The sequence below is a fragment of the Prauserella shujinwangii genome (genome assembly GCF_003001955.1).
GTDB lineage: Bacteria > Actinomycetota > Actinomycetes > Mycobacteriales > Pseudonocardiaceae > Qaidamihabitans > Qaidamihabitans shujinwangii.
Genome location: NZ_PVNH01000004.1, coordinates 1 through 22,842, shown reverse-complemented (window position 1 = coordinate 22,842; position 22,842 = coordinate 1). Strand labels below are relative to the sequence as shown.

General features: G+C 72.3%; 24 protein-coding genes. 11 read left to right on the top strand and 13 right to left on the bottom strand.

Annotation, left to right across the window (positions count from 1 at the left end; all coding sequences use genetic code 11):
• Positions 1-9: 9 nt before the first annotated feature.
• Both boxB and boxC read right to left on the bottom strand, forming a co-directional pair.
• The gene (gene boxB / locus B0I33_RS09885) at positions 10-1,431 is read right to left on the bottom strand and encodes a benzoyl-CoA 2,3-epoxidase subunit BoxB (protein ID WP_106178320.1); all 1,422 of its coding nucleotides are present in this window, start codon (positions 1,429-1,431) and stop codon (positions 10-12) included.
• Between the two features lie 3 nt (positions 1,432-1,434).
• Entirely contained in the window at positions 1,435-3,132 is a 1,698-nt protein-coding gene (gene boxC, locus B0I33_RS09880) for a 2,3-epoxybenzoyl-CoA dihydrolase (RefSeq protein ID WP_106178319.1), read from the bottom strand.
• A gap of 137 nt (positions 3,133-3,269) precedes the next feature.
• Between boxC and B0I33_RS09875 the strand changes: the two genes are divergently transcribed.
• Positions 3,270-6,122: an AfsR/SARP family transcriptional regulator gene (locus B0I33_RS09875; RefSeq protein ID WP_106178843.1), complete on the top strand. Its 2,853-nt coding sequence runs from the start codon at positions 3,270-3,272 to the stop codon at positions 6,120-6,122.
• 59 nt (positions 6,123-6,181) lie between these two features.
• Here the strand turns inward: B0I33_RS09875 and B0I33_RS09870 are convergent, their stop codons facing one another.
• A complete protein-coding gene (locus tag B0I33_RS09870; RefSeq protein ID WP_106178318.1) occupies positions 6,182-7,474 on the bottom strand; it encodes an NAD(P)/FAD-dependent oxidoreductase in 1,293 nt (430 codons plus the stop codon).
• Between the two features lie 25 nt (positions 7,475-7,499).
• The gene (locus B0I33_RS09865) at positions 7,500-7,733 is read right to left on the bottom strand and encodes a DUF6480 family protein (RefSeq protein WP_106178317.1); all 234 of its coding nucleotides are present in this window, start codon (positions 7,731-7,733) and stop codon (positions 7,500-7,502) included.
• Between the two features lie 170 nt (positions 7,734-7,903).
• Between B0I33_RS09865 and B0I33_RS09860 the strand changes: the two genes are divergently transcribed.
• Complete coding sequence (locus B0I33_RS09860; RefSeq protein WP_106178316.1) at positions 7,904-8,089, top strand: hypothetical protein; 186 nt, start codon at positions 7,904-7,906, stop codon at positions 8,087-8,089.
• Between the two features lie 33 nt (positions 8,090-8,122).
• Here the strand turns inward: B0I33_RS09860 and B0I33_RS09855 are convergent, their stop codons facing one another.
• Complete coding sequence (locus tag B0I33_RS09855; RefSeq protein ID WP_106178315.1) at positions 8,123-9,418, bottom strand: 3-hydroxyacyl-CoA dehydrogenase; 1,296 nt, start codon at positions 9,416-9,418, stop codon at positions 8,123-8,125.
• Between the two features lie 102 nt (positions 9,419-9,520).
• The gene (locus tag B0I33_RS09850; RefSeq protein WP_106178314.1) at positions 9,521-9,766 is read right to left on the bottom strand and encodes a hypothetical protein; all 246 of its coding nucleotides are present in this window, start codon (positions 9,764-9,766) and stop codon (positions 9,521-9,523) included.
• Positions 9,767-9,899: 133 nt separating this feature from the next.
• On the opposite strand from B0I33_RS09850, the gene B0I33_RS09845 reads away from it, so the two are divergent.
• Entirely contained in the window at positions 9,900-10,304 is a 405-nt protein-coding gene (locus B0I33_RS09845) for a hypothetical protein (RefSeq protein ID WP_106178313.1), read from the top strand.
• 63 nt (positions 10,305-10,367) lie between these two features.
• Here B0I33_RS09845 and B0I33_RS29905 read toward each other — a convergent pair whose 3' ends face one another.
• The 3 genes from B0I33_RS29905 to B0I33_RS09840 form a co-directional block, all read right to left on the bottom strand.
• Positions 10,368-10,514 carry a hypothetical protein gene (locus B0I33_RS29905; RefSeq protein WP_181193241.1) on the bottom strand — a complete coding sequence of 49 codons (147 nt, stop codon included), beginning with the start codon at positions 10,512-10,514 and terminating at the stop codon, positions 10,368-10,370.
• Between the two features lie 111 nt (positions 10,515-10,625).
• Positions 10,626-10,787 (bottom strand): hypothetical protein, encoded by a 162-nt coding sequence (locus B0I33_RS29900; protein ID WP_181193240.1) that lies wholly within the window; start codon positions 10,785-10,787, stop codon positions 10,626-10,628.
• Positions 10,788-10,899: 112 nt separating this feature from the next.
• Positions 10,900-11,946 (bottom strand): LacI family DNA-binding transcriptional regulator, encoded by a 1,047-nt coding sequence (locus B0I33_RS09840; protein ID WP_245900567.1) that lies wholly within the window; start codon positions 11,944-11,946, stop codon positions 10,900-10,902.
• A 146-nt stretch (positions 11,947-12,092) separates the two neighbouring features.
• On the opposite strand from B0I33_RS09840, the gene B0I33_RS09835 reads away from it, so the two are divergent.
• The 4 genes from B0I33_RS09835 to B0I33_RS09820 all read left to right on the top strand — a co-directional run bounded on the left by B0I33_RS09835 (position 12,093) and on the right by B0I33_RS09820 (position 16,431).
• On the top strand, positions 12,093-13,094 hold the full coding sequence (locus B0I33_RS09835; protein ID WP_106178311.1) for a sugar ABC transporter substrate-binding protein: 1,002 nt from the start codon (positions 12,093-12,095) through the stop codon (positions 13,092-13,094).
• A gap of 18 nt (positions 13,095-13,112) precedes the next feature.
• A complete protein-coding gene (locus tag B0I33_RS09830; protein ID WP_106178310.1) occupies positions 13,113-14,171 on the top strand; it encodes an ABC transporter permease in 1,059 nt (352 codons plus the stop codon).
• Positions 14,172-14,176: 5 nt separating this feature from the next.
• The gene (locus tag B0I33_RS09825; RefSeq protein WP_106178841.1) at positions 14,177-14,998 is read left to right on the top strand and encodes an ATP-binding cassette domain-containing protein; all 822 of its coding nucleotides are present in this window, start codon (positions 14,177-14,179) and stop codon (positions 14,996-14,998) included.
• A 68-nt stretch (positions 14,999-15,066) separates the two neighbouring features.
• A complete protein-coding gene (locus B0I33_RS09820) occupies positions 15,067-16,431 on the top strand; it encodes an FAD-binding protein (protein ID WP_106178309.1) in 1,365 nt (454 codons plus the stop codon).
• Positions 16,432-16,439: 8 nt separating this feature from the next.
• On the opposite strand, the gene B0I33_RS09815 is transcribed toward B0I33_RS09820, so the two are convergent.
• Positions 16,440-16,907, bottom strand: coding sequence for a hypothetical protein (locus B0I33_RS09815; protein WP_146147479.1), 468 nt, complete (start codon positions 16,905-16,907; stop codon positions 16,440-16,442).
• 147 nt (positions 16,908-17,054) lie between these two features.
• Here B0I33_RS09815 and B0I33_RS09810 point away from each other — a divergent pair, with 147 nt between their 5' ends.
• From B0I33_RS09810 to B0I33_RS09800, 3 genes are read left to right on the top strand one after another with little or no spacing between them, the layout of a single operon-like run.
• Positions 17,055-17,384, top strand: a complete 330-nt coding sequence (locus tag B0I33_RS09810) for a MerR family transcriptional regulator (protein ID WP_106178307.1) — start codon at positions 17,055-17,057, stop codon at positions 17,382-17,384.
• Between the two features lie 42 nt (positions 17,385-17,426).
• Entirely contained in the window at positions 17,427-18,815 is a 1,389-nt protein-coding gene (locus B0I33_RS09805; RefSeq protein WP_106178306.1) for an FAD-binding oxidoreductase, read from the top strand.
• Between the two features lie 6 nt (positions 18,816-18,821).
• Complete coding sequence (locus tag B0I33_RS09800; RefSeq protein ID WP_106178305.1) at positions 18,822-20,081, top strand: SAM-dependent methyltransferase; 1,260 nt, start codon at positions 18,822-18,824, stop codon at positions 20,079-20,081.
• 13 nt (positions 20,082-20,094) lie between these two features.
• On the opposite strand, the gene B0I33_RS09795 is transcribed toward B0I33_RS09800, so the two are convergent.
• Genes B0I33_RS09795 through B0I33_RS09785 form a run of 3 tightly spaced genes read right to left on the bottom strand, consistent with a single transcriptional unit; the run spans position 20,095 to position 21,880 of the window.
• Entirely contained in the window at positions 20,095-21,249 is a 1,155-nt protein-coding gene (locus tag B0I33_RS09795; protein WP_181193239.1) for an RNA polymerase sigma factor, read from the bottom strand.
• Positions 21,246-21,653 (bottom strand): YciI family protein, encoded by a 408-nt coding sequence (locus B0I33_RS09790; RefSeq protein WP_106178838.1) that lies wholly within the window; start codon positions 21,651-21,653, stop codon positions 21,246-21,248. The genes B0I33_RS09795 and B0I33_RS09790 overlap by 4 nt, the downstream gene beginning before the upstream one ends.
• 47 nt (positions 21,654-21,700) lie before the next feature.
• On the bottom strand, positions 21,701-21,880 hold the full coding sequence (locus B0I33_RS09785) for a hypothetical protein (protein WP_106178304.1): 180 nt from the start codon (positions 21,878-21,880) through the stop codon (positions 21,701-21,703).
• Positions 21,881-22,313: 433 nt separating this feature from the next.
• Between B0I33_RS09785 and B0I33_RS09780 the strand changes: the two genes are divergently transcribed.
• On the top strand, positions 22,314-22,842 hold a 529-nt coding region (locus B0I33_RS09780; protein WP_146147478.1), incomplete at its 3' end, for a DUF222 domain-containing protein.

Below are 22,842 nucleotides of genomic sequence, written 5' to 3'. Positions count from 1 at the left end.
GGCGCCGCCTCAAGTCAAGTACACGTACTCGTAGTCGAACGGCTTGCCGTTGATGCCGCCCGCCGGGGGTGCGACCCAGCCGGCGATCTTGCCCCGCTCGTGGACGGGGATCATCAGCGAGCGGACGAACGTGAGGTCCTCATCGGTGGGCAGCCAGTGCTTCCGGCCCCGCTGCCAGGTGGGCTCGTCGACGATCGTGCCGTCGGGGGTCACGTGGTGGCCGGCGTTGATCCCGACGTCGCGGTTGAAGCCGGGGTGCGGGAGCCGGAACCGGAAGTCGATGCCGTTGTTCTCGAGGATCCTGTTCCAGCGCTTGACGCCGCTCTGGCAGTCGGCGATGTACTCCGTGCGCAGGTCGAGGTTGAGCAGCAGGATCTTCTGGACCTCCTCCTGGACCCACGTGCCGTCGTCGCCGGGGCGGTCCAGGAAGCCGCTGTCGTCGGTGAGCTTGTGGTCGTCCTTGCGGCGGGTCTCCAGCCAGCGACCCTTCAGCCCGGCCGTGTAGTAGTTCGCGGCGTTGGTGGAGGTCTCGCTGCCGAACAGGTCGAGCGAGACGCTGTAGTGGAAGTTGATGTACTTCTGGATGATGCCGAGCGGGATGCCGCCGTGCGAGGCGATGTCGTCCGTGTCGTGCTCGCGGATCAGCTCGGCGCTGCGGGTCACCACGCGGTCGACGCCGGTGGTGCCGACGAACATGTGGTGCGCCTCTTCCTTGAGCATGAACTCGCAGGTGCGCGACAGCGGGTCGAACGCGCTCTCCTTGAGCGTGCCGAGCTGGTACTTGCCGTCGCGGTCGGTGAAGTAGGTGAACATGTAGAAGGCCAGCCAGTCGGCGGTCTCCTCGTTGAACGCGCCCAGGATGCGCGGGGTGTCGGGGCTGCCGGAGTTGCGGTACAGCAGGGCCTCGGCCTCCTCCCTGCCCTCGCGGCCGAAGTAGGCGTGCAGCAGGTACACCATCGCCCACAGGTGCCTGCCCTCCTCCACGTTGACCTGGAAGAGGTTGCGCAGGTCGTACAGCGACGGCGCGGTGAGCCCGAGCAGCCGCTGCTGCTCCACCGAGGCCGGTTCGGTGTCGCCCTGGATCACGATCAGCCGCTGCAGCTCGGCGCGGTACTCGCCGGGCACCTGCTGCCACACCGGCTCGCCCCGGTGCTCGCCGAACGCGATGCGCCGGTCCGGTTCGCGCTCGGCGAGAAAGATGCCCCAGCGGTACTCCTCGGGGACGACGTGGTCGAAATGCGCCCACCCCTCGCGGCCGACGCTGACGGCCGTGCGCAGGTACACGCCCTGGGTCTCCAGCGTGGGACCCATCTCGCCCCACCAGTTCATGAACTTGGGCTGCCAGCCCTCCAGGGCGCGCTGCAGGCGCCGGTTGGCCGACAGGTCGACGTTGTTCGGGATCCTGGCGTCGTAGTCGATCGTCTCCGGCATGGCTCAGACTCGCTTCCTGTCGAACACGGCCTTCAGTCCGGTGCCGTAGCGGCGCAGCGCCCCCTCCGGCCCCGACGCGTTCGGCCGGTGGAAGACCCAGTTCTGCCACGCGGACAGCCGGCCGAAGATCTTCGTCTCGATCGTCTCGGGGCCGACGAACCGGTGGTTGGCCTCCATGCCGGTCAGCGCGTCCGGCGACAGCGCGGCGCGCCCCTCGAGCACCAGCCGGATCTCGTCGGGCCAGTCGATGTCGTCGGGAGCGTCGGTGACCAGGCCCAGCTCCAGCGCCTCGGCGGGCGGCAGCGGCCTGCCCGATTCCCGGCGCAGCCAGCCGAGGTGCTCCTCGGCGCCGTAGAAGCGGGACTCCAGCCGGGACAGCCCGTTGCCCATCGGGAAGGCGCCGAAGTTGGCCTCGCTCAACGTGAACGTGGCGCGCTCGTCGCTGTCCTCGTCGTCGAGCGGCGGGCCGTCCAGCATGTACTGCCGGTCGCAGGCGAGGGCGAGCTCGGCCAGCGCCCCGGCGAAGCAGCCGCCCGGTTCGACGAGCGCGACGAGGCTGCGGCTGGTGACGTCGAGCCGCTTCAGCGTGCGCTTGTAGTAGTGCAGGATCTCGTTGCACAGCCAGTCGTCCGCGGCACCCGCCAGGACGGTGCGCTCGTGCGCGAGCACCCGTCGCGGGTCACCGGAGGTGCGCAGCACCCAGGTGCCGAGCTCGGTCTCGTTGGTGCGCAGCCGCAGGATCGCGTCGTCCAGTTCGCGGGTCACCGCGAGCAGCCAGGACTCCGCGCCCTGGGCGCGCAACGCGGCGGCGTCCGGCGGCGGGTCGGTGTCCGGTCCGTGCACGGTGAGCTCGACGGTGCCCGCCGCGCGGTCGTAGCGGGCCGTCAGGTGCGGGTAGGTGAGCCCGTCGGGGGTCTCGGCACGGCGCAGGGGGGTCAGCGCGACTCCCTCGGCGCCCGCGGGCCGGTCGCTGCGGCGGGCGAGCTCGGCGGCGCGGCGCGCGACGGTCTCGGCGAACTCGCGGCGCGGGGCGAGCTCGTCCACCAGGCCCCAGTCCACGGCGGTGCGGCCGCGCAGGCCGTCGCTGCGGGTGGCGAAGACGTCGGCCCGGTCCCTGCGCACACGCCGCTTGTCCACCAGCCGGGTCAGCCCACCGGTGCCGGGGAGCACGCCGAGCAGTGGCACCTCGGGCAACGCGACGGTCGAGGAGTTGTCGTCCACCAGCACGATGTGCTCGCACGCCAGTGCGAGCTCGTAGCCGCCGCCCGCGCAGGCGCCGTTCACCGCGGCCAGATACGTCTGTCCCGAGTGGGCGGTGGCGTCCTCCATCCCGTTGCGGGTCTCGTTGGTGAACTTGCAGAAGTTGACCTTCCACTCGTGCGGCGAGCCGGCCAGCATGCGGATGTTGGCGCCCGCGCAGAACACCCCGTCCTTCGCGCTGGTCACCACGACCGTCCGCACGCCGGGGTGCTCGAACCGCAGCCGCTGGGTGGCGTCGTACAGCTCGATGTCCACGCCGAGGTCGTAGGAGTTGAGCTTGAGCTCGTAGCCGGGCACGAGCCCGCCGTGCGCGTCGACGTCGAGTTCGAGCCAGGCCACCGGGCCCTCGACCCGCAACCTCCAGTGCCGGTAGTTCTCCGGATGCCGGTCGAACGACACCGCGGGAGAATCGGTGAGCGGCCCGGCTTCGGTGGCGGTCATACCACTCAGTTTCTACGTGTGCTTAAGGTCACGTCAAGGTTCTGTAGAAGATCCGTTCCTACCGAAGTACCTAGCCACGACCCGCGGGCGTCCCTACGATCCGCGGTGGACGTGTCCTCCCCCGGTGGGCGGTGAACGTGAACGCGATTTCGTTCCGGATCCTGGGGCCCCTCGACGTCGAGGTCGCCGGTCGCGCCGTACCTCTCGGCGGCACGAAACCCCGGCTGCTGCTGGCCACCCTGCTCCTGCGCCCGGACACCGCCGTGTCCGCCGAGACCCTCGTCGACGTGCTGTGGCCGGAGACCCCGCCCCGCTCGGCGCACGCCAACCTCCGCACGTACGTGCACAACCTGCGGCGGCGGCTCGACGCGGCCGCCCCCGGCCTCGGCGACCGGCTCGGCAGCCGGACGGCGGGCTATCTCGTGCACACCGAGCCGGGCGAGCTGGACGCGAGCCGGTTCGAGGAGCTGACCGTGCGGGCCCAGCGCACCCTCGCCGAGGAGAACGCCGAGCGGGGGCTCGCGCTGCTGGACGCCGCCGAGGAGCTGTGGCGGGGCGAGGTGCTGCAGGACCTGCCGCACAGCCATCGCTGGAGCGCCACCGTCGCCCGGCTCGGCGAGCTGCGCCTGTCCGCCCGGCAACGGAGGCTGGAGACCAGGATCGCCCTCGGCCACTGCGACGAGGCGGTGATCGAGCTGCGCGGGTTGCTCGCCGACCACCCGCTGTGCGAGGAACTGTGGGAACGGCTCATGCTCGCCCTGGACGCCGGTGGCCGCCGGGCCGAGGCGCTGCGTGCCTTCGCCGAGGCGGAGCAGGTGCTGCGCGCCGAGCTCGACGCCGCCCCGGGGCCCCGGCTGCGCAGGCTGCACTCGGCGCTCACCGGCGACGACGGCGCGCCCGAACCCGGTGAGCGGGCGTTGCCGGTGTGCCAGCTGCCGCTCGACCTGCCCGACTTCACCGGCCGGGGCCGGATCGTCGCCGAGCTGGTGACGCTGCTGCGCGAGCGGCACGCCCAGGGGGTCCCCGCGGTGGCGGTGCTCTCCGGCGCGCCGGGGGTCGGCAAGTCCGCGGTGGCCGTACACGTGGCCCACGCGGTGCGCGCGCTGTTCCCCGACGGCCAGCTGCACGTCGACCTGGCAGGCACGGCGGACCGCCCGCGCGAGCCGAGGGACGTGCTCGGCGAGCTGCTCAGGGCGCTCGGGGTCGCCGACGCCGCCCTCCCGCACACGGTGCCCGAACGCGCCGCGCTGCTGCGGTCCCGCCTCGCGCGCAGGCGGCTGTGCGTGGTGCTGGAGGACGCGCGGGACGCGGCCCAGGTGCGGCCCCTGCTGCCCGGCACCGGCACGTCGGCCGTTCTCGTCACGACCCGCACCCGGATCCCCGACGTGCCCGGCGCGCACGCGGTGGCACTGGACGTGCTGCCCGAGGACGACGCGGCGCGGCTGCTGGCGGCGATCGTCGGCGAGCGCAGGGCGGGCGCGGAACCCGGCGCGGCGGCGGCCATCCTGCGTTCCTGCGGCCACCTGCCGCTCGCCATCCGCGTCGCGGGAGCGCGGCTGGCCCACCGTCCTGGTTGGACACTCGGAACGCTGGCCGAGCGGCTGGCCGACGAGCACCGCAGGCTGGACGAGCTGCGCGCCGGGGAGACCGAGGTCCGCGCGAGCGTGTCGCTGAGCTACGCGCAGCTGTCCCCCACCGCGGCGCGCGCGTTCCGCGGGCTCGGCCGGCTCGGGCCGGTGCGGTTCCCCGGCTGGGTGGTCGCGGCGCTGCTGGACCGGCCCGAGGCCGACGACGTGCTCGACACGCTGGTCGACGCGAACCTCGTGGGCCTCGTCGGCACCGACACCACCGGCCTGCCCCGGTACCGCCTGCACGACCTGCTGCGCTGCTACGCCGCCGAGCGGGCGGGGCCCGAGGACCCGCGGGCCGGCGTGCGCCGGGTGCTGGAGCGGTACGTCGCGCTGGCCACCGGGGCGGGTGAGCGGATGCCGATCGACTTCTTCGGCGTGCCCGCCGGGGAGCCGCCCCCGCTGCCCGCCGGGGCCGACCGGCTGCTCGCCGATCCGGCGGCGTGGTTCGAGGCCGAGCACCGCACGGCGGTGGCGGCCGTCGACCTCGCTGTCCGGCACGGGTTCGATGACCTGGCGTGGCGCCTGGCCGCGGCGCTCACCCCGTACTTCGACCTGCGGGCGCACCTGGAGGACTGGCAGCACACCCACGGCGTCGCGCTGGCGGCGGCGCGCCGCACCGGGGACCGCAGGGCGCAGGCCATCGTCCTGCGTGACCTCGCGCAGAACCTGCTCTACCAGGACCGCTACTCCGACGCGCTGGCCGGTTTCACCGAGTCCCGGACCCTGTTCACCGAGGTGGCCGACGAGCGCGGCATCGCGACCGCGCTCGCGGGCATCGGCACGGTGCTGCGGATCCTCGGCCAACCGCGACGCGCGCTGGAGACGTGCGAGGAGGCGCTGGAGCTGTTCCGCCGGGCCGGGGCCCGGCACGGCGAGGCGGTGGCGCTGATCGCGATCGGCGCGGCCTGGCTCGGCCTGGGCCGGACCGCGGAGGCGGAGCGCTGGTTCACCGACGCCCGCGCGCTGGCCGCCGCCATCGGTGACCGGCACCGGGAGGCCCACGCCCTGAACCGGCTCGGGCTGCTGCACCAGCGGCGCGGCAACCTCGCCGCCGCCCGCGAGCACGTCGACCGCGCGATCGGCATCTTCACCGAGCTCGGCGACCACCACTGCATCGGCTACGCCAACCAGCACCTCGGCGAGCTGTGCCTGCGCAGCGGCGACCTCGCCCACGCGCGGCTGCTGCTGTCGAACTCGCTGACCGTGCACCGGCGGACCGGGGACCGGCGCTCGGAAGCCGAGGTGGCGGAGCTGCTCGGGCAGCTGCACCACCGGCTGGGCCAGCCCGGCCGCGCGCACCGGTTCGCCGCCCGCGCCGGGGAGCTCTGGCACGAGCTGTCCGCCCCCGCCGTGCAGTGAAGGCCACCCTGAGTGCGTCGACCGCACTCAGGGTGGCCTTCACTGCCGGCCGCCTCGGGTCAGCGGTGGCCCGCGGCCTCCTCGAAGGCGCCACGTGGCTGCTCCCGGGAGCCGAGGTCGACCACGTCGTGCCCGTACGGCATGCCGACCAGCCAGTCGCCCAGCACCCGGATCGTCCGGTTCCACGTCGGGATCTGCGTGGCGTAGTAGGCCCGGCGGGCGGCCCAGGCCAGCGAGCCGTCCAGCTTGCGGCCGAACACCTCGCCGACCGCCTTGTTCTTGCCGAGCGTGACGAACTCGCCCCGGCCGCGGTACCGGAACGGCAGTGCCTGCCGCCCCCGGAGGTCGGCGACCAGGTTCTCGCCGAGCTGCTCGGCCTGGCGCACGGCGTGCTGCGCGGTGGGCGGGCTGACCCCGCCGCCCTCGTCGGGGACGGCCGCGCAGTCGCCCGCGGCCCAGATGTTGCGGGTGCCGTGCACGCGCATGGTCGGATCGACGGCCAGCCTGCCGCGCTCGTCGGTGGGCAGGCCCAGTTCGCCGATGAGCGCCTGCGGGCGGGTGCCCGCGACCCAGACGAGCGTGTCGGCCTGGAACTTGGTGCCGTCGGACAGGTGCAGCTCACCGCCCTCCGCGGACTCCAGCTGCGTGCCGAGCCGGATGTCGATGCCGCGGCCGCCGAGCTCGGTCATGGCCCGCTCGGCGAGGTCCTCGCTCACCGTGGTGAGGATGCGGTCGAGCGCCTCGACCAGCACCCAGCGCATCTCGGCCGGGTCGATCTCCGGGTAGCCGGCCAGCACGTCGACGGCCATGTCCTGCAGCTCCGCGAGCGCCTCGACGCCCGTGTAGCCGCCGCCGACGAAGACGAAGGTGAGCGCGCGGCGGCGCAGCTCGGGGTCGGCGGTGGCCGAGGCGATCTCCAGCCTGCGCAACACGTGGTCCCGCAGGTACACGGCCTCGGCCAGCGAGTTGAAGCCGATACCGCACTCGGCGAGCCCGGGCACGGGCATGAGTTTCGCCATCGCGCCGAGGCCGAGCACCAGCTCGTCGTACTCCAGGTTCAGCTCCGGCCCCGCGTAGGGGGCGACCGTGGCCACGTTCCGCTCGGCGTCCACCCCGGTGAGCCTGCCCGCCACGAACCGGGTGCCCTTCAGGACCGCCCTCAGCGGGACGACCGCGTGCCGTGGTTCGAGGGTCCCGGAGGCGACCTCCGGCAGCAGTGGCCGGTAGACCATGAAGTTCTCCGGGTTGACCACGGTGACCTCGGCCTCGCCACGCCGCAGCCGGTGCTGCAGTTTCAGCGCGGTGTACAGGCCCACATAGCCGCCACCGGCGATCACGATCCGTTGGGACACTCGACGACCTCCTCGGGGTTTCTCGCTACTCGGCGAGCACGGTGACCAGGTAGGCGATGAAGAAACCGGCGACGAGGACGACCACGATCGCGATGGTGAGCACCCACGCCAGCGACATGCCCTTCGACTGCCGGGGCTCGCGGTGCGACAGCCCCGACGTCTGCGCGGAGTCGGGCGGCGTGTCGCCGGGGGCGACGCCGCCGCCCTCCTCCAGCCCCGGCGTCTCGCGCGGGTCCGGATCGGGCGGTGGGGCGGTCATGGCCTGCCTCCCGTTCCAGTGCTGCCTCGACCTGGCTCGTCCCGGCTCGTCCGGCACCGCCTCGGTCACGGTCCTGTCCCACGGGTACCCACCGCGGCGCGCGCAAACCCGGCCGCGTTTCGCCCCGTCGGCGCTCGGGTAGGCCGCTGGCCACGGGAAAGGAGGCTCACATGCACCGCGAGAGCGACCGGCACAGCCCCCGCGAGGACGACGAGCTCAAGTCGGAACTGCAGGGCATGCTGAAGGGCAACCGCCCCAGCCGGGCCGAGGAGTGGCGCGATCCGGAGCCGCCCGCCGACGACGACCCGGCGGTCCCGCCGATCGACGAGCACCAGGACGAATCCGAGAAGGGCTGACGTGAAGTCCCCCAAGGCCACCTTGGGGGACTTCTAGCTCAGCAACCGGGCGAGGTCGGCGCGGCGGAAGCCGAAGCCGGTGGCCCGCTCGGCGGCGGCGATACCGGCCTCGACGTCGGCGCGGTGCCGGGCCGCCCAGTACAGCGGGCCACCCCGGTCGGCGGGGAAGCCGTAGCCGTGGACGAGCACCACGTCGATGTCCGAGGGCCGCTCCGCGATCCCGTCCGCCAGTACGAGACCCGCCTCGTTCACGATCGCACCGAGCGCGCGCCGCCGGATCTCCTCGGCCGCGAACTCCCGCCGCGAAAAGCCCCGCTCGGCCGAGACCTCGCGGATGATCTCGTGCACGGTCTCGTCGACCTCACCGCGCCGGGAACCGTCGGGGTAGCGGTAGTAGCCAGCACCCGACTTGCGGCCGAATCTCCCCCGCTCGCACAGCCGGTCGAGCACTCCCGGCACCCGCTCGCGCGGGTCGCGGGTCGCGGCGAGCCGCTTGCGGTTCGCCCACGCGATGTCCAAACCGGACAGGTCACCGACGGCGAACGGGCCCATCGCGAAGCCGAACTCCTCCAGTGCCGCGTCGACCTGCTCGGGCAGCGCACCCTCCTCCAGCATGAACTCACACTGGGTCCGGTAGGCGTTGTAGATCCGGTTGCCGATGAACCCGTCGCACACCCGCGCCACCACCGGCAGCTTCCCGAGCCCGCGGCCGAGGTCGAGCGCGGTGGCCAGCGTGTCGTCGGCGGTGTGCTCGCCCCGCACCACCTCCAGCAGGCGCATGATGTGCGCGGGGCTGAAGAAGTGCAGGCCCACGACGTCGCCCGGCCGCCCGGTGGCCGCGGCGAGCTGGTCGAGGTCGAGGTAGGACGTGTTGGAGGCGAGGATCGCACCCGCCTTGACCAGGCCGCCGAGCTCGGCGAGCAGGTCCCGTTTGACCGCCATGTCCTCGAACACGGCTTCGACCACGAGGTCGCAACCTGCCAGCCCGGCGCGGTCGGTGGTGGCGGTCAGCGCGGCGAGCCTGCGATCGGCCTCCGCGCGTTCGGCCTTGCCCTTGGCGACGGCCTTGTCCTGGATGTCGCGGATGCGGGCGACGCCGCGGTCGAGGGCCTCCTGTGCCTGTTCCACGACCGTGACCGGAAAGCCGGCCTGCAGGAACGCGGTGGCGATACCCGAGCCCATCGTGCCCGCACCGACCACGCCGACCCGCTCCACCGTGCGCGGCGCGGCGGCGGGGCCCTGTGCCGCCGCGGTCTCGGCGGCCGCGAGGTGCGCGCGGGCGGCTTCCCGGTCCGGTTCGGCGGCGCGGGGGGACGGTTCGGCGGGCATCGGGTCTCCTTCGCATCCGGCGTGCGACAGCCACCGAGGACCGTACCGGTGCCGGACCCGCTCACCACTCGTGAGTGAGGAACGTTGTTAGAACGACGTTTCTCACTCACGAGTGGTGAGCCGCGCGGGCCGGTCGGCGACGGGCACGTCGATGACCACGGCGTCGAGCTCGTCGGCGCGGGCGAGCACGTCCGCGGTGAGCTGCTGGAGATGCCCGCCGAGCCGCCGGAGACCGTCCGCGGGCAGCTCGCCGCCGTCCTGCCGGTGCAGCAGCTCCACCACGACCTCACCGAGGTAGGTGTTCAGCGCCGACAGGCGGGCGAGCAGTTCCCGGTCCCTGCGAATCATGCGACCAATGTAGCACGCTACACCGCGGCAGGGCGCACAGTGCCGCGGTCGCACGGACAGATCCATTGACAACTTTTCCCGGCCGGACTTACCGTGCGAAAAATTCCAACCACGCTGTGCAACTGGGGGATCAATGCTGAAGCTCAGGCGGCTCGTCGCCGCCGCCGCGGGTGTCGCCCTCGCGGCGGCGCTCACCACACCCGCGATGAGCCAGGAACTGCACACCATGGACTTCGCGGTGAACGACGGGATGGTGCAGATGGTCGTTTTCGGCAGCGGCTACCACGTCGACTGGGTGGCGATCCACACCATCACCGAGCCACAGGGTCCCGCCGAGTACCGGTTCACCTACTACGCCACGACGGGGCCGACCAAGGCGGCGTCGAAGATCTGCGGCGGTTCGGGCACCGGCGGCAGCTGCTACCAGGACTTCGACATCAACGCGACCTACGCGGGCGGGATCGGCATCCGCAGCTGCGGCTCGATCTACCGCACCGACAACAACCAGAACCTGGGGGTCGCCTGCAAGGACTGGTGACCCACCGGGCCGTCCACACAAGCCAACCACCCAGGCCGCCCACACAGCGGCCACCGGCCGGGCTCACTCGCGGCCGAGGACGATCGTCGGCTCCAGGTCCTCCTCCTCACGCGGAGCGGGCACCCGCTGGTTACCCGCCGAGTCACCCCCCGCGCCGTGCCGCCCCGGCTCGATCACCGGCCGCGGGCCCGCCGCAACCAACACCGACAACAACCAGAACCCGGGAGCCCCACACGAACCGGTGACCCACCGGGCCGTCCACCCAGGCCGCCCACACAGGCCAACCACCCAGGCCGCCCACACAGCGGCCACCGGCCGGGCTCACTCGCGGCCGAGGACGATCGTCGGCTCCAGGTCCTCCTCCTCACGCGGAGCGGGCACCCGCTGGTTACCCGCCGAGTCACCCCCCGCGCCGTGCCGCCCCGGCTCGATCACCGGCGGCGGGTCGGCTGGGGCCGAGTCGGTCTCGACGTGCGGTGGCATGGCTGGCTCCTTCCTCCAGCGACTCCGGTGAATCCGTGATGTCGCGGACATACCCGGGCACACACCGGAAAAACCCCGGCCGGGTCGCGCGGCAGGGTGGGATTCGCCGGTGTCAGCCGCGCCCGGGCGGCGGCCCGGTGGTGCCGCGCGCGACGAACTTGGGGTCCAGCACCAGCTCCCGCGCCTCGGACCGCTCGCCGGACAGCCGCTCCACGACGACCCGCACCGCGAGCTCCGCCTGCCGGTCGGGGTCCTGCCGCACCGTCGTCAGGTCGATGTGCGAGAGGTGGGCGAGGTGGCTGTCGTCGAAGCCCACCACGGACAGGTCGTCCGGGACCTGGAGCCCGGCGCGCCAGACGAAGTCGAGGAAGCCGAGCGCGCACCGGTCGTTGCTCGCGAACACGGCGGTCGGCAGGTTCTCCCGGTCGGCGAGCAGCGTCGCGGCCGCCTGCGCACCGGACTCCTCCGTGTGGTCGCCGGGCAGCACCCGGATCCGGTCGGCGAGCCCGTGCCTGCGCATGGCGGCGCGGTAGGCCCTGCGGCGCTCGACCGAGCCCGCGCCCCGTCCGCCGTCGATGTGCAGGATGTCGGCGTGCCCGAGCTCGACGAGGTGGTCGATGACCTGCCGGACGCCCTTCGCCTCCGCGGTGTGCACGGAGTCCACCTCAACCCCGGGAAACCGCCTGCCCAGCACGACCACGGGGATGCGCTCGGCGAGCTGCGCGAGGTCGCGGGACTCCAGCTTCGGGCCGAGCAGCATCAGCGCCTCACAACGGTGGCTCAGCAGCGCCTCGACCGCCTTGCGCTCGTCCCTGGTCGGGGCGGCGGCCGAGAGCAGGATGTCGTAGCCGAGCTCTTCCGCCACCGGGTAGATGCCCTCGACCAGGTCGGCGTGGAACGGGTTGCGGACGGTCAGCATCACGCCGAGCACCTTGCTGCGGCTGCGCGCGAGCATCTGCGCCGCGCTGTCCGGGCGGTACCCGAGCTCCTCCGCGGCCTGGAACACCCGGTCCCTGGTCTCCTTGCTCGCGCCCGGCTCGTTGCGGAACACCAGCGACACCAGCGCGCGGGACACCCCGACCTTCGCCGCGACGTCCGCCATGGTCGGTCGCGCGCGCCGCGGACGCCGTTCGCCCGCTCGAGATCCGTCCTCGCTCATGCCGCCGATCCTGCCCCCTCCCCCGGTAACCGTTCAGCCCCAAGTATTGACATCCGAGTGTGACCCGAAGCATAGTACGCGACTACTAGAGCGCGCTAGTAGAGCGCACTAGCTCCCCACCGGATGCACGAAGAGGTGCCACGAGAATGAAGACAAGGAACCGTCTACTGGGCCCGCTGGCCCTGGTCATGGCCGGGCTGCTCGCGCTGGCCGGCTGCAGCAGCAGCGGCGGCAAGCAGGCCGAGGAGGACGCCGCCGGGGCCGGCGCGGGTACCGCCGACACGCCGCGGCTGAAGGTCGCGATGATCACCCACGCCGTGCCCGGCGACACGTTCTGGGACATCCTGCGCAAGGGCGCGCAGGCCGCCGCGGCAAAGGACAACATCGAACTCGTCTACTCCGCCAACCCGGACGCGGGCAAGCAGGCGAACCTCGTCCAGAACGCGATCGACCAGAACGTGGACGGCATCGCGGTCACCCTGGCCAAGCCGGACGCGCTCACCGACGTCGTGCGGAAGGCACAGGACGCGGGGATTCCCGTGGTGGGGTTCAACTCGGGACTCAACGAGTGGAAGGAAGCCGGCCTGCTCGGGTACTTCGGCCAGGACGAGACCGTCGCGGGCGAGGCCTTCGGCCGCCGCCTCAACGAGGAGGGCGCCAAGCACGTGCTCTGCGTCATCCAGGAGCAGGGACACGTGGCCCTGGAGGCCCGGTGCGCGGGGGTGAAGAAGGCCTTCCAGGGCAAGGCGGAGATCCTCTACGTCAACGGCGCCGACATGCCCTCGGTGCAGTCGACCATCCAGGCGAAGCTGCAGCAGGACGCCGGCATCGACTACATCGCCACGCTGGGCGCGCCGTTCGCGCTGGCGGCCGTGCAGTCGGCGTCCGACGCGGGCAGTGCGGCCAAGATCGCGACCTTCGACACCAACAAGGATCTCGTGCAGGCCATCAAGGACGGCGACGTGCAGTTCGCGGTCGACCAGCAGCCGTACCTGCAGGGCTACCTCGCGGTCGACGCCATCTGGCTCTACCAGCACAACGGCAACTACATGGGCGGCCGGGAAGAGCCCGTACTGACCGGTCCCGCGTTCATCACCAAGGACAACATCGACCAGATCGCCGAGTTCGCCGCGAACGGCACCCGGTAGCCGGGGAGGCGGAAGCAGATGACTCAGGTACATCCCGCGCCAGCGCCGCCGACACCCAGGCGGGAACACACCCAGGTGAGCCGCAAGTCGTGGAGCAAGCGGTTCTTCGGCAGGCCCGAGGTCGGGTCGCTGATGGGAGCGGTGGCGATCTTCGTGATGTTCTACGCGATCGCCGACCCGTTCCGCACCCCTGGAGCACAGTCCACTGTGCTGTACGCGTCGTCGACGATCGGGATCGTCACGGTCGGGGTGTGCCTGCTCATGATAGGCGGCGAGTTCGACCTCTCCGCCGGCGTCGGCGTGACCACCTCGGCCCTCGCGGCCAGCATGTTCGCCTTCCAGCTCAGTCTGAACGTCTGGGTCGGGGTGGTCTTCGCCCTGCTGGTCTCGCTGGGGATCGGCTTGTTCAACGGGTTCGTGCTCACCCGCACGAAGTTGCCCAGCTTCCTGGTGACCCTGGCGACGTTCCTGATGTTGCAGGGCCTCAACCTCGCGATGACCAAACTGGTCACCGGCAACGTCGCGACCAACTCGATCTCCGACATGGACGGTTTCGACTCCGCCAAGGCGATCTTCGCCTCGTCCGTGCAGATCGGATCGGTCTCGGTGAAGATCACCGTGTTCTGGTGGCTGCTGTTCGTGGCCGTCGCGACGTGGGTCCTGCTGCGTACCAAGGTGGGCAACTGGATCTTCGCCGTGGGCGGCAAGGCCGACTCCGCCCGCGCGGTCGGCGTGCCGGTCAACCGGACCAAGATCGGCCTGTTCATGACGGTCGGGTTCACGGCCTGGTTCGCGGGCATGCACAAGCTGTTCGCGTTCAACACCGTGCAGTCCGGTGAAGGCGTCGGCCAGGAGCTCATCTTCATCGCGGCCGCGGTGGTGGGCGGTTGCCTGCTCACCGGCGGCTACGGCTCGGCGATCGGTGCCGCGATCGGCGCGTTCATCTTCGGCATGACCGGCCAGGGCATCGTGTTCGCGAACTGGAACCCCGACTGGTACATGTTCTTCGTCGGGATCACCCTGCTGGTGGCGACCCTGCTCAACCTGTGGGTGCGCAACCGGGCGGCACGGAGGTGACGACCATGACCGACAACCACACCCCCGTGGTCGAGCTGGACGGCGTGGGCAAGAGCTACGGCAACATCCGCGCACTGGACCAGGTCTCCCTCGCCGTGCACGAGAACCAGGTGACCTGCATCCTCGGCGACAACGGCGCGGGCAAGTCCACCCTCATCAAGATCGTGTCCGGACTGCACGGCTACGACGAGGGCAGCTACCGGGTCGACGGCGTCCCGGTGCGGTTCACCTCGCCCCGGGACGCGCTCGACCGCGGCATCGCCACCGTGTACCAGGACCTGGCCGTGGTCCCGCTGATGCCGGTGTGGCGCAACTTCTTCCTCGGCTCCGAGATCACCACGGGAACGTGGCCGCTGCGCAGGCTCGACGTCGGGACCATGCGCGCCACCACCGACACCGAGCTGAAGAAGATGGGCATCGACCTGCCCGACGTCGAGCAGCCCATCGGGACCCTCTCCGGTGGGCAACGGCAGTGCGTGGCCATCGCCCGCGCCATCCACTTCGGCGCCCGGGTGCTGATCCTGGACGAACCCACGGCAGCGCTCGGCGTCAAGCAGTCCGGTGTGGTGCTCAAGTACATCGCCGCCGCGCGCGACGCGGGGCTGGCGGTCATCTTCATCACCCACAACCCGCACCACGCCTTCCTCGTCGGTGACCACTTCACCGTGCTGCAGCACGGCCGCATCGAGCTCGACGCGGCCCGCGCGGACCTCACCCTCGACGACCTCACCCACCACATGGCGGGAGGTGCCGAGCTCGACACCCTCCGGCACGAGCTCGACCGGGCCGGAGGGCCGGGGCCGCAGCCGCAGCTCAGCGGTACCTGACGCGGCCCGCCGTGCCGGCCGCGCCGAGCGGTCGGCACGGCGGCTCGCCGGGTCGCTAGAGTCGCCCCGTGCCGGACCCGTTCACCCTCGCCGACCTGCCCGCGCTGACCGGCCGGGCGCATGCGGACGACGCGAGCCTCGCCGCCGCGGCGCAGGACTGGGGCCGTGTCGTGCAGGCCAGACCGGCGGCCGTGGTGCGGCCCGGCCGCCCCGAGGACGTGGCCGCCGTCGTCCGGTTCGCCGCCGAGCGCGGCGTGCCCGTCGCGGCGCGCGGGGCGGGGCACTCGCCGTTCGGGCAGGGCCAGGCGGAGGGCGGCATCGTGCTGGACATGCGGAGCCTGTCCCGGGTGCACGCGGGCACCGGCGAGGCGCTGCTCGTCGACGCCGGTGCGACCTGGCGGGAGGTGCTCGCCGCGTCGCTGCCCCGCGGGCTCACACCCCCGGTGCTGACCGACTACCTGGACCTCACCGTCGGCGGCACGCTGGCGGTCGGCGGGCTCGGCGGGGCGAGCCACCACCACGGCGCGCAGACCGACACCGTCGCCGGGCTGCAGGTCGTCACCGGGACCGGCGAGCTGCGGCACTGCTCCGCCGACGAGGACCCCGACCTGTTCGACGCGGTGCGGGCCGGGCTCGGCCAGTGCGGGGTGGTGACCAGGGCCGCGATCCGGCTGCGCCCGGCCCGGCAGCGAGCGCGCCGGTGGCGGCTGTACTACGACTCCGCGGCGGCGTTCGTCGCCGACCAGCGCACCGCCGTGCGGGACGGCCGGTTCGGCTACCTCGAGGGGCAGGCGCAGCTCGACGACGAGACGGGGTCGTGGCGGTACCTGCTGGAGGCCGCCGTCTTCTACTCCCTTCCGGACGAGCCGGACGAGGCCGCGCTGCTCGGGGACCTGGCGTTCGATGCGGAGTCGGTGGAGCGGGACGACACCACGTACCTGGCGTTTCTGGATCGCATGGCCGAGGGCGAGACGATCCTGCGCGCCGAGGGCAGCTGGTACCACCCGCACCCGTGGCTGAACGTCCTCGTACCCGACGACGCGGTGACCGAGCTGGTGCCGGAGACGCTCGCCGCGACGGACGGCGCCGACCTCGGGGACACCGGGCTCGTGATGCTGTACCCGGTGCGCACCGGCCGGCTCGGCACGCCACTGCTGCGCACCCCCTTCGGCGAGCTCGCCTGGCTGTTCGCGCTGCTGCGCACCGGTGACCCGTACGACGTCGAGGGCTGCGCCAGGATGGTCGCGCGCAACCGCGAGATCTTCGAGCGCGTACGGGACCGAGGAGGCACCGTCTACCCGGTCAACATGCTGCCGATGTCGGCGAAGGACTGGGAGACCCATTTCGGTGCCGCGTGGCCGGAGCTGGCGGCGGCCAAGCGCCGCTTCGACCCGCGCGGCATCCTCACGCCGGGGCAGCGCGTGTTCCCCTGAGTGCCCACCTACACCGGGCCGGGGTCGCGCGGCGCGGGCAGCGCGGCCCACTCCTCCCACCGCGCCGCGAAGTCCTCGGCGGGGTCCAGCGGGGTCCGGCGGTCGAGATGCGCGGCGCGCGCCGGCTGTTCGGGGCGGGCCTGCGGCCGCTCGCTGAGCACGTTCACGTCCTCGAGCGCCGGGTCGACGAGGGCGGCACCGGTGGTCAGGCATCCGCGCAGCGAACGCAGGTCGGCGACCACGTCGGGGACCACCTCGGCGTCCGCCATCGTGGTGGGCGCGTAGAGCGCGAGCCGGTCCACCGTGGCGGCGAGGGCCCGCGTCAGCCGGACGGTGCCGCCGATGCCCTCCCTGAGAGCGGCCACGTCGCCGTCCTGCGAGTCCAGCTCGCGCTGCAGGCGGGCGAGGGCGCGTTCGGCTTCGGCCACGGCATCGGCGACGGGGTGGGGACGCTGGTCGGGCGAGTGGTCGTGCACGGCGGGGTTCACCTCTTCGGCTTCGGCACGATGTTCTCGTGATCAAGACGTAATTCTTATATCGCGCACTACAAATTGTGTCAACCAACCAGTAGAGATAGGCTGGGTTTCGCAATGGCCGTTCCGGTCGGTGGAGAGCATGTCGCCATGAACCTGCGCAACCTCGACGACGAGCACTACCCGGCGTACACCACCGGGCAGGCCGCCGAGCTGCTCGGTGTGGAACAGCCGTTCCTGCGCAGTCTCGACAACGCGGGTGTGGTGTCGCCTGAGCGCTCCAGCGGCGGGCACCGCCGGTACTCCCGGCACCAGCTCGGGGTGGCCGGACGCCTGCGGGCGCTGTTCGACGAGGGGCACACGCTCGCCTCCGCGCACCGCATCCTCGACCTGGAGAACCAGCTCAGCGAGGCACGCGAGGAGGTCGAGCGGCTGCGGGCCGAGCTCGCCCGCCGCAACGGCGGCCCGCCGCCCGAGTGATCGGTACTGGCCCGCTCGGCCGTCCGCGGCGATCATAGGGAGATGGCGCGGAGCAGCCGGAATGCCGTGAACCACCGCTCGTCCCTCGCGGAGCACGACGCGCGGGTCGCCCGGTTGCGACAGCAGCTGGGCACCCTGCCGCCCGGTGCGCCCGTGCGGCTGGCCAAGCGCACCTCCAACCTCTTCCGGCCCCGCACCGCGGGCGACGGCCTCGGCGCCCTCGACGTCTCCGGGTTCACCCACGTGCTCGACGTGGACCCCGCCAGCCGCACCGCCGAAGTCGAGGGCATGGTCACCTACGAGCGGCTGGTGGACGCGACGCTCCCGCACGGACTCATGCCGCTCGTGGTGCCCCAGCTGAAGACGATCACCCTCGGCGGCGCCGTGACGGGGCTCGGCATCGAGTCGTCGTCGTTCCGCAACGGCATGCCGCACGAGTCGGTGCGGGAGATGGAGATCCTGACCGGCTCGGGGGAGATCGTCGTCGCACGACCCGAGGGCGAGCACGCCGCGCTGTTCCACGGGTTCCCCAACTCCTACGGCACCCTCGGCTACGCGCTGCGGCTGCGCATCGAGCTGGAGCCGGTGCGGCCGTACGTGCGGCTGCGGCACGTCCGCCACCGGGACCCCGACGAGTACTTCGCGGCGCTGGCGGCCGCCTGCCGGGACGGCGCGGCCGACTTCGTGGACGGCACCGTGTTCGGCCCCGACGAGCTGTACCTCACCCTCGGCACGTTCACCGACCACGCCCCGGCGACCAGCGACTACACCTGGCTGAACATCTACTACCGCTCGATCCGCGACCGCGCCGAGGACCACCTCACCGTGCGCGACTACCTGTGGCGCTGGGACACGGACTGGTTCTGGTGCTCCCGCGCGCTCGGCGTGCAGCACAAGCCCGTCCGCCTGCTGCTGGGACGGCGCCTGCTGCGGTCCGACGTGTACTGGAAGGTGGTCGCGTTCGAGCGGCGGCACCGGATCGTGTCCCGGCTCGAGCGCGGGTTCGGCAGGCCGCCGGCCGAACCCGTCGTGCAGGACGTCGAGATCCCCGTCGACCGGGCCGCCGAGTTCCTCGACGTGCTGCAGCGGGACGTCGGCATCAGCCCGGTCTGGATCTGCCCGGTCCGGCAGCGCCACGCGGGCACCCGCTGGCCGCTGTACCAGCTGGACCCGGAGACGCTCTACGTCAACTTCGGGTTCTGGGGCACCGTTCCCGTGCCGGAGGGCGATCCGCCGGGCACACTCAACCGGCTCGTCGAACGCACCGTCACCGAACTCGGCGGTCGCAAGTCGCTGTACTCCGAGAGCTTCTACGACGAGGCGGAGTTCTGGCGGCTCTACAACGGGAGCGCCTACCGCGGGCTCAAGCGGCGGTACGACCCCGGCGACCGGCTACTGGACCTGTACGCCAAGTGTGTCGAAGCGAGGTGAGGTGTGATGACGGCACGGGGACTCGCGGGCGCTCTGGAGCGGCTGCTGGGACCGGAGGCGCCGCTGCGGATCGAGGTGTTCGACGGCAGCGTGGCGGGCAGCGGTGACGCACCGGTGACGATGGAGCTGCGCTCACCGCTGGCGCTGAGCTACATCCTCTCCTCCCCCGGCGAGCTGGGGCTCGCCCGCGCGTACGTCACCGGGGAGCTGCGGGTGCACGGCGAGCTCTACCTCGCCCTGCGCGCGCTCACCGAGCGGGTCGACGCACTCGGCTTCCGGGACCACACCGCGCTGCTGCGCACGCTCGGTCCCCGATACCTGCGCCGGGTGGCGCCGCCTCCCGAGGAGGCTCCAGGGCTGCTGCGCCGCGGGTTGCGCGGGCTGCGGCACTCGCGCGGCCGCGACAGCAGCGCGATCTCACAGCACTACGACGTGTCCAACCGCTTCTACGAGCTCGTGCTCGGTCCGTCGATGGCGTACACGTGCGCGTGCTACCCGGCCGGGGACGCGACGCTGGAGGAGGCGCAGGCACACAAGTTCGACCTCGTCTGCCGCAAGCTCGGGCTGCGGCCGGGCATGCGCCTGCTCGACGTCGGCTGCGGCTGGGGCGGCATGGTGGCGCACGCGACGGAGCACTACGGCGTGCACGCGCTGGGCGTCACACTGTCGCGGCAGCAGGCGCAGTGGGGGCAGAAGGACATCGTCGCGCGCGGCCTCGCCGACCGGGCGGAGATCCGGCACCTCGACTACCGCGACGTGACCGAGGACGGGTTCGACGCGGTGTCGTCGATCGGCCTCACCGAGCACGTCGGCGCACGTAACCTGCCGGGGTACTTCCGGTTCCTCGCCGCGCGGCTGCGGGAGGGCGGGCGGCTGCTGAACCACTCCATCACCCGCCCGAACGATCGCGAACCGCACCGGGTCGGCCCGTTCATCGACCGGTACGTCTTCCCCGACGGCGAGCTGGAGGGCGTGGGGACGATCGTGTCCGCCATGCACGACAACGGCTTCGAGGTGCGGCACGAGGAGAACCTGCGGGAGCACTACGGCCGTACGCTCGCGGCGTGGTGCGCCAACCTCGACGCCCACTGGGCCGAAGCCGCCCGTGAGGCCGGCGAGCGGAGGGCCCGCGTGTGGGCGCTCTACATGACCGCGTCCCGGCTCGCGTTCGAGCGGCGGGGCATCGAACTGCACCAGGTGCTCGGCGTCAAGACCAGCCCGTCCGGCGCGTCCGGGATGCCCCTGCGACCGGACTGGGGCGTGTGACGGCCCCTTCCGGTCAGTGCCGACGGGTGTTGAGCCGGGCGGCCTGGCGGGTCAGGTAGTCGCGTTCGGCCAGGTGGGGCGCCTGGTGGGCCGCCTCGGCGTAGAGCCGGGCCGCCGTCGCCAGGTCGCCGTCGCGCTCGTGCAGGTAGGCCGCCACCGCGGTGTGGCGGGGCAGCGAGTCGTCCAGCTCCGCGAGCGCCGCCAGCCCGGCGCGCGGTCCGTCGGCCTCGCCGACCGCCACCGCGCGGTTGAGCCGGACGATGGGGCTGCCGGTCAGGCGCACCAGCTCGTCGTACCACGCGACGATCTGCACCCAGTCGGTCTCCCCGGCGGTGGGCGCGTCCGCGTGGAGCGCCGCGATGGCGGCCTGTGCCTGGTACTCGCCCAGCCGGTCGCGGGCCAGCGCCGCCTGCAGGATCTCGACACCCTCGGCGATCAGCGCGGTGTCCCACCGGCCGCGGTCCTGCTCGGCGAGCGGCACCAGCCCGCCGTCGGGCGCGGTCCGGGTGGCGCGCCGGGCGTGGTGCAGGAGCATGAGGGCGAGCAGCCCCGCGACCTCGGGGTGGTCGATCGCCGCCGCGAGCTGCCGGGTGAGCCGGATCGCCTCGGCGGCGAGGTCGACGTCTCCGGAGTAGCCCTCGTTGAACACCAGGTAGAGCACGCGCAGCACGGTGGCGACGTCGCCGGGCTGGTCGAACCGCACGCCGGAGACGGTCCGCTTGGCGCGGCTGATGCGCTGCGCCATCGTCGCCTCGGGCACCAGGTAGGCCTGGGCGATCTGGCGAGTGGTCAGCCCGCCGACGGCGCGCAGCGTGAGCGCGACCGCGGACGACGACGACAGCGACGGGTGGGCGCACAGGAAATAGAGCTGGAGCGTGTCGTCCACCGCAGCCGCCTGCCCCGGCTCCGGTTCCTCGTCGAGGACGTCCTCCCGCCTGCGGCGGGCGGCCTCCGCCCGGGTCGCGTCGAGGAACTTGCGCCAGGCCACGGTGACCAGCCAGCCCTTCGGGTCCCGGGGCGGGTCGGCAGGCCAGACGCGGATCGCCTCGATCAGCGCGTCCTGCACGGCGTCCTCGGCCGCCGCGAAGTCGGCTCCGCGGCGGACGAGGATCCCGAGCACGCCCGGCGTGAGGCTCCGGAGCAGGGCCTCGTCCAGCTGGGCGGTCATTCCGTGATGGTGGGCGGCGAGGTCAGGAAGGGGCGCAGCTCGAGCCACTCGTGGATCGGTTTGCCGCCCGCACCGGGAGCTGCCGACAGCTCGCCGGCCAGCTCGACGGCGCGTTCGTAGCTGTCGACGTCGATCACCATCCAGCCGGCGATGACGTCCTTGGTCTCGGCGAACGGGCCGTCGGTGACCGGAGGGCGCCCCTCACCGTCATATCGGACGAACGTCCCCTCGGGCGCGAGCGCCTGGCTGTCGACGAACTCGCCGGTCTCCTCGAGCCTGGCCGCGAAGTCGCGCATGTACTGCACGTGCGCCGAGATCTCCTCCGGCGTCCACTGGTCCATGGGGACGTCGTTGACCGCGGACGGAGCGCCGCGATAGTGCTTGAGCAGCAGGTACTTGGCCATCGTTTTCTCCTCGGTGCTGGTGTGGTCATTCTGGTCTCTGATCGCGGTCACCGCGGGGCGTTCACGCGATCGGCTCCGCCGTCCGTGGTCTCGCCTTCCCGCGCGAGCCGGGCTCGGCGACGAAGCCACGGCGGCCGCGAGGTCCTCGACGACGAGGCCGACGTGATCCCTCCGCCGGACCGTCCGTCTCCGGGCGAGGGCACCGCCTGGTCGGTGTCGTCGTCCATGTCGCTCTCCTTTCCCGATCCGGCCGCGCGGCCCAGCTGCCCCGTGGGGCGGCGTTCCGTGGCGGACATCGCGGGGACGGAGCCGGGCGGGGCACTTCGACATCATTGAATGTGACATACGACACAGTGCTGCCTTGTCGTCGCGGGTGGGATCCGGACGAGGCGCACGGTGACCACAGGCACCCGTTCGCCGCCACCCCACCGCGCCACGGGCCGGTAACCGCCCGCGCGAACACCGCGCGCCGGTCCCGGCGATCGCGGCCCGCAACCCTGGACCCTCCCGAGAGAAGAGTGCGCTTCTTTGACGCGAAAGGAGCTTTCACTGTCCTCAGTGGAGGATCATGCACTGTGTGTGACCCCCGCTTCCACCCGGTTGAGCGATGAAACTAGCGCGCTACCTGGGTAGTGTCGTGGGTGAGCCGAGGGGGGTCACATGATCGAGACGTTGGTTCCCGGTGTCGCCGAACAGGGCCAGACTTTGCTGCGCCGGGCTGAGGAGTTCGCCGCACGGGTGGCGCGCTATCAGGCTTTGTTGCTGGAGACGCTGGCGGAGTATCACCGGTTGCGGGGCCGGGCGCGGGATGTGCCGCAGGAGGTGGCGCTGGTGCTGGCGGTGACCGAGCGGGCCGCCGCCCGGCAGCTCGACCTCGCCGACGCGCTGGTGACCCGCCTGCCGCAGACCTTCGCTGCTCTGGCCCGGGGCGAGATCGACGCATACAAGGCGTCGAAGGTGCACGAGCCCACCGCCTGCCTGACCGACGAACAAGCGAGGGAGGTGGATGCCCGGATGGCTGCCAGGCTGGTGGGCAAGAACCCGCCGAACCTGCGCGCCGCCGTGCAGCGGCAGGTGCACCGGGTCGATCCCGAGGGTGCTGCGGTGCGGGCCCGGCGTCGGCGGGCTGAGCGGCGGGTGGAGCTGGTGCACGGTGAGGACGGGATGGCGACGCTGGTGGCGGATCTGC